General features: G+C 40.0%; 7 protein-coding genes and 2 tRNA genes. All 9 read right to left on the bottom strand.

Annotated elements, in window-relative coordinates; all coding sequences use genetic code 11:
* Positions 1-7: 7 nt before the first annotated feature.
* Positions 8-3,034 (bottom strand): T9SS type A sorting domain-containing protein, encoded by a 3,027-nt coding sequence (locus PLZ15_07950; protein ID HOI29682.1) that lies wholly within the window; start codon positions 3,032-3,034, stop codon positions 8-10.
* Positions 3,035-3,040: 6 nt separating this feature from the next.
* Positions 3,041-4,231 (bottom strand): type IX secretion system outer membrane channel protein PorV, encoded by a 1,191-nt coding sequence (gene porV, locus PLZ15_07945; protein HOI29681.1) that lies wholly within the window; start codon positions 4,229-4,231, stop codon positions 3,041-3,043.
* A 45-nt stretch (positions 4,232-4,276) separates the two neighbouring features.
* Positions 4,277-8,236, bottom strand: a complete 3,960-nt coding sequence (porU, locus tag PLZ15_07940; protein HOI29680.1) for a type IX secretion system sortase PorU — start codon at positions 8,234-8,236, stop codon at positions 4,277-4,279.
* A 234-nt stretch (positions 8,237-8,470) separates the two neighbouring features.
* On the bottom strand, positions 8,471-9,040 hold the full coding sequence (locus PLZ15_07935; GenBank protein ID HOI29679.1) for an HDIG domain-containing protein: 570 nt from the start codon (positions 9,038-9,040) through the stop codon (positions 8,471-8,473).
* The gene (gene nth / locus PLZ15_07930) at positions 9,037-9,696 is read right to left on the bottom strand and encodes an endonuclease III (protein ID HOI29678.1); all 660 of its coding nucleotides are present in this window, start codon (positions 9,694-9,696) and stop codon (positions 9,037-9,039) included. The genes PLZ15_07935 and nth overlap by 4 nt, the downstream gene beginning before the upstream one ends.
* The gene (locus PLZ15_07925; protein ID HOI29677.1) at positions 9,693-10,022 is read right to left on the bottom strand and encodes a (2Fe-2S) ferredoxin domain-containing protein; all 330 of its coding nucleotides are present in this window, start codon (positions 10,020-10,022) and stop codon (positions 9,693-9,695) included. Before PLZ15_07925 ends, nth begins: the two co-directional genes overlap by 4 nt.
* 128 nt (positions 10,023-10,150) lie before the next feature.
* Positions 10,151-10,224 (bottom strand) — tRNA-Glu (locus PLZ15_07920).
* A 56-nt stretch (positions 10,225-10,280) separates the two neighbouring features.
* On the bottom strand, positions 10,281-11,228 hold the full coding sequence (locus PLZ15_07915; GenBank protein ID HOI29676.1) for an aldo/keto reductase: 948 nt from the start codon (positions 11,226-11,228) through the stop codon (positions 10,281-10,283).
* Between the two features lie 70 nt (positions 11,229-11,298).
* Positions 11,299-11,371: transfer RNA gene (locus PLZ15_07910), tRNA-Gln, on the bottom strand.
* Between the last annotated feature and the right edge of the window lie 3 nt (positions 11,372-11,374).

Genomic DNA, 11,374 nt, shown 5'->3' with positions numbered 1-11,374 from the left:
TGTTCTATTATTTGATCACAGCAATTTTTATCAATTTGGATGATGATATACCACTCAATCCTTTTACTTCAATCCGTGCGAAATAAACTCCGCTCTGAATCCGTGATACGTCCCATTTTGTTTCGTTGTCCAGACCTCCTCTGGCCTTATCGGATAGTTCTGCCGCAAGATCCCCCGCCAGGTCGAATATTTTAATATTAACATCTGAATCTTCTGAAACATAATAACGAATAAAAGTTTCGGAACCGTAAACAGGATTTGGCCAATTATAAGCTTTTTCGACCGGGAAAAACTCTTGGGACTTATTTTCGATTCCCGCCTGGTTTGTAAAGGAAGTATTGGCAGAATTACCGAACCTGTTAATCCAGAATTCTTTTCCAATTATTCCGGCTAATGAAAAGATTTTAAGATTCCCGGATTTATCAGCTACTGGTAATAACGGTTTGTATTTTGCCATTGGTCCGGCCGAAGGAAGTTCCTCCTTTAGCAAGGCAGGTATAACGAATGCCCCGCCCCCTGCTGTTACCGGATAGGAAGACAACAATTTCCCGCTCGAGGAATTAAGTCCGTAAAGATCGCCTGACACTGTAAATAAAAATATATCCACATCTCCATCATTTCCAAGATCGAGCGCAAGCGGTACACCGGTAAATGAAGAATTATTATTAAGGACTACTGGAAAACCTTCTGCAACCGATCCGTTAAAATTCACTGCATAGACTTTAGAACCGCTGCTGAACAGCAGATAATTATTTCCGTCACCAAAAAGATCGGCTAAAGAGAAGCCGGAAATTCCGTTAACAGGCAAATAAAACGACCCGGTGATTATTCCATCCTTAATTACTTTCACTTCAGAATCTTCATAAAGGATTACGTTCTGATAACCGCCGTCGGCAGATTTTGAAAGGGCAAGCTGTTTTATTTTTTTATTGATTGAAACAATTTTTGAACCCGAATCACTAAAAGTATTTTCACTGACAGCGGAGAAATAATTTTCATCCGCACTTACCTGAAGTACCGGTTTGTTATCTACCTGAAATGAATTTATACCAAGTGAATGATGTGATGAGATAAATTCGTTTACATTAATTTGGATTACTTTACCATCCGATGTTCCGAAAAGAATTTTAACAATACCCGCACTTTTAATTATTAGCGGCGGTGATGTAATCGGAGTATTAAAATAGTGATATGAGTATTCCGCATTTCCGTTTATCGTTGTATTTAGATTCAGTCTGTTTCCATTAACCCCGGCAGCATATTCATTGTTGCCGTCATTATAAACCGCCGTTTGAAATGTGCTGAAGCCTGGAAATGATTTGGTTATACCTGTATAAATATCCGTGCGATGCAAATCTGTACCATCGAGCAGATAGACTGAGAATAGATTTCCTGTCTGAACAGATGATAGGCTTTTAAGATCATTTAATACAGGAATTGAAATATTGTATTCAAGAACAAGATTGTCTGAGCCGAAGCTTAAGTTAAAGGATATTTTTTCCGAAAGATCTGAAAAATTTTCTAGTGTGATTAAACTGTTAGATCCGTCGTTAGTTCTGCTGCTTGGTTTGGTTTCGAATGCAAACCTGTTTTTATAAAGCCTTGCCTTATTACCTTTAAACCAGAAATCCTCTCTGCTGCCGTCGTCTATCAGTTCACCGAAAATTGAATAGAATGTTTCGCCGATATCCCTTATGCCGTCTGCTTCAACAACTCTTACACCTCGCCTGTCGGGATCTGCATTTATTTTATTTACCTGGATCTTCTCGTTAATTACTTTTTCATCAACATGCCAGATAACGATTCCGTTTCCGGGCAGAGCGGCATCATATTCATCCGCGTCCAGAACAACACCGCCCGGGATACCGTTAACACTTTTTCGCTCAGCGATAAAGATTCCGCTTGTATCTGCTTCAATTATTTTAGTGCTGATTATACCGTTCTGTTTATAAGTTATTTTCAGGTTATCATTTCTCGAATCCTGATTACGATTTTCAATCAGAAAATATTCTGTTGAATTGAGAGGAATCTTAATTAAAGTCGTGTCTCCGGAAGAGGCACTTAATCTGGCGGCAATCGAGATTTTTTTATCAGCCGGATTAATAACAACAGGGCTCTCCCATCCTAAGAAGATTTTCTCCCAGGGGGATGGTTCGGGAGGAAACATTCCGGAATTTGCCAACAGTGCCTGCGGGTCCATCAATCCGAATCTTCCGATCGCACTTTTAGAAGTCTCAGTGTTAAAAAGATCCGGCAAACCGAGATAACTGGCAATGTTTCCAACCAATAAACCGTTAATAGAATATTCGATCAGTAAAACAGAATTGTCAATTGCAGTTGCTTCCCTCGATTCGGTCTCCGGCATTATAATGGTGTTTTGAATAAGGAAATTATTGTTACCAATCGGGAAACCATTGAATTGATTACCGTAGATTTGTTTAAGAGATTCCAAGCCGAGATATAGAGAGGGCATATTACGGTTAATCAACGGTGCACCGTCGCCAATTGCATTGCTGATACCTGCATGGAAGATCATAAAGAGATTATAACCGGAGAAATTAAAATCCGGATTCCGCTGCCCTGCCAGCTGCCATACCTCCAAAGAGAAATCTGCCATCGGTGAAAAATCATTCGAATTGTATACGGGAACGTATTCCCTCATAGTTTTTGAAACAGTAATGACATCCGGTAAAACTTGATAATCAATTTTTACTTTGCCGTTAGAAACTTTATTGAAATAATTTTTTGTAAACTCGAGATGGTCAGCAAAGTATTCAGCATTATGCGGGAGTGGATCCAGAATTGTATCGCCGTAAGCTCTTGTAAAATGTGAACCGAATTTCCCTGTACCTGTTGTGCCGTCGTACCTATCCTCCTGGAAATCGACCATAACTGCAAGAATCTTAATCGAATCGGAATTAATATTATTCCGGTGATTAGGGTTGAGTTGACTGACGGAATGCTTTACAAAGGATTGGGCAGAGATACTGCCCAATCCGGTTAAAAACAGTATGACTAAAAAAAAATTCTTCATGTTTAATTAAATTCCGCGCGGAAAACCGGACCCGGTTTTTACCTGAGAGCCCCATCCAATAAGCAAGGAGAAACGGAGGGTATTATTCAAAGGATGATTTTCACTTCCTTTAAATACATCTGTAGTAATGTAACTGAAATCGAATCCGTATAGCTCATATCTTATACCGGCGCCCAGTGTTACAAATTTACGGTTTCCGAACGAGGGATCTTCATAGAAGAAACCTGCCCGGAGTGCAAATTTAAAACCTTCGGCCTCGCTTCCGTACCAGTATTCCAATCCCATTGATGTAACTATGTCCCTTATCTCTTCACTGAAAGGTTGGTCGAACCAGGCAGTAAAGATCGACTCATAAAAGTCTTTTCTTTTCTTAGTTCCGGTAGTATCGATCTCACCTCTGAACGCTTCCCCTTTATCAACCAGAAGTTTACTGAAGTCAATTGTATACGTAAGTGAATTGTATTCGTCTTCAAATAGTCTGGCGGCAATTCCGAGTCTGAAATTTGTCGGTATAGGATCGGCCTGAGCCTGATCTATGTAGTAAATCTTAGGACCGATATTGCTGAGATTAAAACCGATACTGAACTGATTACCGATATCGCCGATTAGCGGAAGATCAAGAACTTCGGGACGCCACATTGCGCCAACATCAAAACTAACAGAAGTAGCTACACCCGAGCCCTGTTCTGCTTCGGTCGGTTTGTCTGCAAGCCGGCTGTGGATTACCCGGAAATTGAATCCGAGTCCCCAGCTGTTGCTTAACTTTGTTGCATAGCCAAGAGTTAATGCAGCATCGAATGATCTGAATGTACCGATCGGATCGGGAGAATTAGAACTTGTTCTAACAAACTCTCCGTAGTTCATATATGTAACGCTTGCAGTTAAGCTGCCGCTTAAATCTTCTATATACTGACGGTATGTTGCATAGTCATAAAAGAGGTCGAGATTAAACATCGGCAGCCAGTTGCTGTGAGTAAAGCCAACTTCGGATCCAGTAAGGAATGCAATACCAGCCGGATTCCAGAAAACTGCAGCGGAATTATCGGCAAGTCCAGCGCCCGATTCGCCCAGACCACCTGCTCTTGAATCCGGGGCCAGCAGTAGAAACGGAACCGCTGCTTCACCCTGAGCAAACGTTTTCTCAGCCATTCCTATGGTAAGTACACATAGAATCATTATGATGGCTCTTCTATTCATTTTATAACCTCCATAAAAGTAGATTTCTTTATTTTGTCTTTAAGTTTATTTAATTACAGATAATTTTCCCAGAACATTATCTTTATACTTACCGTCGGAAGATTCCACCGTAAGTTTATAGAGATATGTTCCGTTGCCTATATTATTTCCGTCGTTATCTCTTCCGTCCCATTCAATTCTAACAAATTTATTCAGAATATCGATCTCTTCAATTTCTTTTATCATCCTGCCGGCAACAGTATAGACCCTTATTTTAACATTAATGGGACTTGCAATATTATGCTGGAAAGTAAAAGTTGTTGAAGAAGAGAAGGGATTCGGGTAATTATAAATATCGCGGACTGTAATTCCATTCAAAGAATTAACAACCGAGAAATTAGTTTCCTGCAGAGAAAAATTATTGAATACGTCCCAGGCTTTTACTTTAATATTGTAATCCCCCACCGGCATTGAAGAGAATTTAAAACGTATTACACCGGATTTACCGCCGGAGTTTAGATCGCCGATGAAAAAGTTTGTAAAGTCGATCGAGTTGTTATCATCATCATTTAAAATCCCTTCCAGTTTATGACCGATACCGGTTCCGGTTGTATTCAAACCAGTTCCGTCCTTAATTCTCGCGATCAGAACAAAATCCGGATTGACAAGATATGAGTTTCCGAACGATTCATCATCAAAAAAGATTTCTATCTCGGGCCCTTTCCCGTCATTTACCGCATTTGGATTCGTACCACCAACAATTACATTAGAAGTGAACCCTATTCCGTCCTGCGACTGATTAAAAACATAAGCTGAAACTTTACCCCTTTTATTTTCGTATGAAATATCTTTGGGGACAATAAACTCTGTATTGAAGATACCATTAGTTACATTAGTCCGGCCCCTGAAAATCAAACCTCCCTGCAAAGTAGCGTAGTAGTTCATTTCACTCAGGTACAATTGACGCTCGGAGTCGTAAACACTGATAATCGCTTCGCCGGAATAATTGGAATTCGTACCGTCGCTGTTTATTACTCTTCCTTTAACCTTAACCTCGCCAAGTGCGTTGATCTGGACAGTGGAATTAATCGATTTATTATTTATAGAATCGATTGATGCCTGAAGCAGGGGCTGTGCCAATCTGATAGTCGGATCGCAAAACAGGTGAAATTTTTCGTCGTTATCCTCTGTACGAAACTGTTTTGCCAGAAAATATGATCTCCCGATCCTATACGGCAGATTATTTTCATCCCTCGATCTGAATAGATTTGAAAATAACGAATCATTAATCGCAGCATTTTGAGTAGAATAGACAACCCGCGCCGCTGTAAAAGCACCAATAGCTCCCGCATCTTTCATATTGATCATTATTTCGGTTGAACTTTGCTGACCAGGATTATCATATTTACCGAAATCGCAGGTTGCGGCGGTAAGAAAAAAGTAATTCTTATTTGAAAGTTGCGGAATAGAAGAAGCCTTCTCAAAAACATATTCATGAGTCCATGTGTTCGGATTTCCGTGACCGATAAAATTGAGAATAAGTGTGCCGTTGTTTACAGCATCAACAATTGCCTTATTCACATCCGGTTTTCTACGCCCCAATCCGGAAATGGCAGTTGGATAAGCTGCCAGATAAATTTTATTCTGGTCAAAATATTGCGGGATTCTCCGGTTGGAAAGATTTTCGGATTGACTTGTGTGAATACTACCATCATTATATCCGAGTTCCTGAGGACCGTCATCGGCAACAAGAGTAATGTTCGTTCTCCAGAGTCCTTTTTCGAGACTTGTTTCGTATTGTATAATTTTATCGACCACATTCTGAGCTTCAGTAAGGCTTTGAACATTGAGGCGACCGATTGCAAGGTCGATTCTAAGATCGTTACCCGAAACTCGCGCGAAATAATCATCGGTCGGATAAGAGTAAATTTTGTCTAATGATTCGGGTTTCTGATATGTGGGGATGTAATTTTTATTCAACTTTTCTGAATTAAGGTAATCATAGTCACCGTCACCGAAGAAAAGGACGTAAAAAGGTTTAGTCTGCCAGTTGTCGTAAGCATATTTTAAGAAATCGCGAATCGAAGTTGGATCCAGCATTCCTGCGGAGAATTCATTCATTATGTCATCGACAAAATACACCGATGCAGTAATCTTTGCAGGAGACTGGGAAGTTCTGTAAGCAGCATACCTTTCGGCCTGTACCCGAAGATCCTTGTGAGTAATTATAATCAGTTCGGTACCTGCTGTATTACCTCTAATATCCTGAGTAGTAACAGCTGCTCCATTAACAGGTGTTTTAAATCCGCTTTGATTTACAATCAGATACTTAGATACCTTGTTCGATTGTTCAGAAATCTGGAACGTTACCTGTCCGCCGCTGATAGTTGTATTTGTAACAATTTTCATACCGGCATAGTCAGTAACGTCGTAAACAAGAATTGAACTGTTTGAGAAATTGACAACAGTATATTGAAGAACGGCTGAAGTATCCTTCGAGAATAGCAGGAAATTATCATTCAGCGCGCTCAACTGCCGGCGGTACTCTATTTCAAAATAATCTAGATATACTTTTGTACTTGGCGAAGAAGATGAGATGGTAAATTTCAGATTGCTTCTCTCGTCCGATAAGTTTCCCTGGAAAGAAGCAGATCCGATCAGGTCCTGTCCGTATGAATAGGTGTTTGAACCGAATCCGGCAATGTTTGAAGAGTAGATCTGATTGTTACTTTCATCCAGACGTAATGGAACATATGCCGCGGAGGAATTCACCATCCGAAAACGATAGTTAATCCGTGAAGAGGGAACTATTCCATTTAGAGATGTTAAATACGTTCTGTTCAATGACGTTGAATTGAATTCATCCCCTAAATAATCTCTGCCGGTCTTCCCGATATTAACGCTGTCTTTATCAGAGCTTTTATATGCAAGTGAAAAAGTCTGCTGATAAGCACCTCCCTGATTGAGTGAAGGTTTTTCAGAAATACGTTTTCCCGAAGATCCGCCAAATGTAAGCCAATAATAATTCTTCTTTGAGTAGAAATGTTTTTCTCTCATAATTTTACTGTAAGAAGGATTGTAATCCCAGAATTCAGGGCCACGTCCATAAAAGAGGATATAATCGCCGGAGTCGAAGCGGCCGTCGGATTCTCCTGTAACCGAAATGGCAATCTCCTGAAATTTTCTGTTGGAAACAGCGATGTAGTTTTCTGGAAGATTATACCCACCGTTGCTGAAGATTTTAATCGTTCGCGGGTCGAGATTATTTACATCGGCTCCAAGGTTTTGAAGAGTTGTTCTATCAATCCGGTAAATTCCTTCTTCAGGTGCTTCGAAACGGTACCAGTTGGTTGCTGCAAGTGTTGAACCCGTCTTGGATAATTTTGCATCGTTTCTACGACCCCATTTTTTTGCTACTCCCCAATTGATAACTGAATACTGAAGAAAATCCTCTTTAATTAACTCCGTTTCGAAAGCAGGTCGAGGGAATGTAATACTGAATACTATTCTATTATATACTTTTATCTGGTTATTTATTTTGTCCTGCTGAACCGGATATATTTTAATTGACTGTACCGGTAAAGAACGGATTAAGCCAAAATCGCCAAAAGTAACGAGCTCAGAATTATCATTTTCATCAGGTTGCGGAGAGATATAGTATTTTTCGATAGTCGAAAGCGAATCAATTTCGAATTCAGGGTTTACAATGTACTTGCCGGGTAAGGTTGTATAATCCGAAGTTATTACCTGAATTGTACTACCAAATTCAGCCGGGACACCGATATTAATTTCACGCACGGGGATCTGAGTTTGTCCTCTACGGGTTAGATTCTCTATAAAAGTTCCGGGTATTTTAAGTCCGGTATATTTCTCGCCGCTGATTATTTGGAACGCGGTATCACCAATTACCGGACGGTATTCTATAACTAGAGATGAGGTACTGGAAGAAATTACCCTAACATCCTGAGCAAAAAGGGAATGATTTAAAATAAAAAAGAGAAATAATAGAGAGAATCTGGTCTTCATTTTGGCTTTTTCAAGATTTAGTAATAACAATTAAAATATTTTTTTTGATTCTGTAATGGTAGCCAAATTCTCTATAATACTTCTCCGTTTTTACCTGCAAAATTTATGCAAGAAGTGATTATAATGTCAAGTCAATTAAAAATTTACTAAGAGTGTATTATTTGGCATAATTCAAACAAACGGGCAACCATTTCATAATAGAATCTCTACCGGGAAAAGTAGTATAAAAACAGTCTAAAGTCCGAGAAGATCTTTGTTTTTCTTCATTGCATCGATGCAGAACTGAATATGCTCATCAAGCGTCACACCAAGTTCCGAGGCGCCTTTGATAATATCCTCCCTGTTCACAGCCCGGGCAAATGCTTTATCCTTCATCTTCTTAGTAACCGACTTAACTTCGACCTCATCAATCGATTTACTAGGACGGACATAAGCTACGGCTGTAATAAAACCGGCAAGTTCATCACATGCAAATAGAACCTTGGCAAGAATCGTCTCCCTGGGTACACCGGTATAATCAGCATGAGAGAGAATAGTATTACAGAATTCTTCGCTAAAACCTTTTGACAAAAGAATTTCTTTTCCCTTATATGGATGCTCTTCGGCCGTTGGATACATCTCGTAATCGAAATCATGCAGAAGTGCCACACAACTCCAATAGTTCTTCTCTTCACCTAATTTCTCAGCGTATGCGGCAACACAGGTTTCCACGGCATAAGCATGCTTAAGGAGACTGTCGCTTTTTGTATATTCTTTTAAGATTGCATGACAGTATTCTCTATCTCTCATAAAATCAGGACTCATTTTTTCTCCTTTAAAAATTTTACAAATGAGGGGCACAAGCCGCTGATAATACATTCGCCGCATTTCGGTCTTCTGGCGATGCATGTATTTCTGCCGTGATTCATAAGCAGGTGTCCGCTAACTATCCAGTAATCTTCGGGTAACAATTCTTTCAACCTGTATTCAATTTTTTCCGGATCGGAAGAATCAATAAATCCGAGAAGACTAGAAAGTCTTTTTACATGAGTGTCAACAGCAATAGAAGGAATACCAAAAGCATTCCCGGCAATAACCGAAGCGGTTTTTCTTCCAACTCCTGGAAGTTTTATAAGCTCGTCGAAATTCCGCGGAACCTTACCGTTATATTCTTCAATAATCATTTTGCAGCAGTTCTTTATACTTTTTGCTTTCTGTCTGTAAAAACCTGTAGAGAAAATATCTTTTTCCAGATCACGTCCGGAAACTTCAAGGTAATCCGAAGGATTTCTGTATTTTTTAAAAAGAGTTTGAGTAACTATGTTAACCCTCGCATCGGTACACTGCGCAGATAGAATAGTTGCGATAAGCAACTGGAACGGATTTTTATATTCGAGAGCGGGCTGAGCGTCAGGAAATTTTTTCCAGAGTATATCAAAAATTTTACGGGCTCTCTTTTTTTCTTCCGGTTCAATTTTCACTGATCGAACCTCTTGTCTTTGATCATCAATCTTTCAACGGGGAGATTATTAATAAGATGACTTTGAATAATTTCCTCAACATCCTCGATCGATAGATGACCATACCATATCTGCTCCGGGTAAACAACAGCAACTGGGCCGAATTCACAGGCATCAAGGCAGCCTGAATTATTCGCCCTCACTTTTGAATTGAGGCCCAACTCTTTCAATCGTTTCTTCAAATAATCCAGAATCTGCTGCGAATTTTTATCTGCACAACACCCTCTTGGATGCCCGGCTTCTCTTTTATTCTGGCAGGCAAAAATATGTTTTTCGTAACGTGCCATTTTCTGATTCGAATTAAAACCTGCTCAAAATATAAAAATTCCCGCCAAATGACGGGACTTTATTAGAGATTAAAAAATCTTGTTCCTGGAATTTTCGAATAAGCGAAATACAATCAGATTAAAAATTGTAGCGCGTACGGGGGTCGAACCCGTGATCTCCGCCTTGAGAGGGCGGCGTCCTGGACCACTAGACGAACGCGCCATTAAAGAACCAACAAAACTTTTTATGATTCAAATATAGTTAAACTTACTAAAAGTTTATAATCCTGATTCGTTTAACAATCTGCCGATATCATTCAAATCAGTATCAGAAAGTTCTACCTGAGCCGAAATAATATTTTCTCTTACCTGTTCAGGATTCCGTGCGCCAACAATAGCCGATGTAAGCGAGGGATTTGCAAGAACCCACGCAACAGCAAGATTACCGACGGTACAGTTTTTTCTATCTGAAATGTCTCTTAACTCTTCAACCAACTTTAGAGCTTGATTTAAGTAAGGCTGACGGAAATGAGATCCGCGCTGTCGCCAATCGTCGGGTGCTAATCTATTGATATCAAATTTCCCGGTTAAAAGTCCGGCCTGCATTGGGCTATATGCAACCACTCCGATTCCATTCTCAAGACAGTAAGGAAGAATTTCGCTTTCAACTTTTCTATTCAGCATACTGAACGGCGGCTGAAGCGATTGAACATGTTCAATTTTCATGCATCGTTCGAGAAGCGGAACATCAAAATTACTCACACCGATATATTTTACTTTCCCTTCCTCTTTAAGCCGGACCATCATTTCCCAGGACCGCTCAACTTCCACATTTTCATCAGGCCAGTGAATCTGGTACAAGTCGATATACTCGGTATTAAGCCTTCTCAAACTATCTTCGCATTCTTTTCTGATATTATCTGGATGGTTGTTAAATACAGCATTTCCGGAGCCGTCATTAACCATTCCGCACTTTGTTGCAATAAAAACTTTATCTCTTATTGAATTAACAGCAATTGCAGTAACTTTTTCAGAATGACCGAATCCGTATACGGCGGCAGTATCAATCCAATTGATACCATTTTCAATTGCGGTATGAATTGCTGATATCGATTCCTTATCATCAACCTCACCCCATCCCCACTGCCATGGCCCGCCTATGGCCCAGGCACCGAATCCGACAACTGTGAGTTGCGGACCATTTTTTCCAAGTTGGCGCGTTTTCATAACAGACCTTTAATTTGTTATAGCAAAACTGAAGGAATAAAAAAGCCGATCGAGATGACCGGCACTTGAGCTGCCCCGCTAGGGCTCGAACCTAGACTTTTCTGATCCAGAGTCAGACGTGTTGCCAATTACACCACGGGGCAAAG

The sequence above is a fragment of the Melioribacteraceae bacterium genome (assembly GCA_035362835.1).
Lineage (GTDB): Bacteria > Bacteroidota > Ignavibacteria > Ignavibacteriales > Melioribacteraceae > DSXH01.
Note: the sequence above shows the minus strand (reverse complement) of the source record. Positions and strands in the feature narration are given on the sequence as shown.

Coding starts and splice junctions, on each gene's coding strand:
- PLZ15_07950 (HOI29682.1), bottom strand. CDS start 3,034: ATGAAGAATTTTTTTTTAGTCATACTGTTTTTAACCGGATTGGGCAGT.
- PLZ15_07925 (HOI29677.1), bottom strand. CDS start 10,022: ATGGCACGTTACGAAAAACATATTTTTGCCTGCCAGAATAAAAGAGAA.
- porU (HOI29680.1), bottom strand. CDS start 8,236: ATGAAGACCAGATTCTCTCTATTATTTCTCTTTTTTATTTTAAATCAT.
- porV (HOI29681.1), bottom strand. CDS start 4,231: ATGAATAGAAGAGCCATCATAATGATTCTATGTGTACTTACCATAGGA.
- PLZ15_07935 (HOI29679.1), bottom strand. CDS start 9,040: ATGAGTCCTGATTTTATGAGAGATAGAGAATACTGTCATGCAATCTTA.
- PLZ15_07915 (HOI29676.1), bottom strand. CDS start 11,228: ATGAAAACGCGCCAACTTGGAAAAAATGGTCCGCAACTCACAGTTGTC.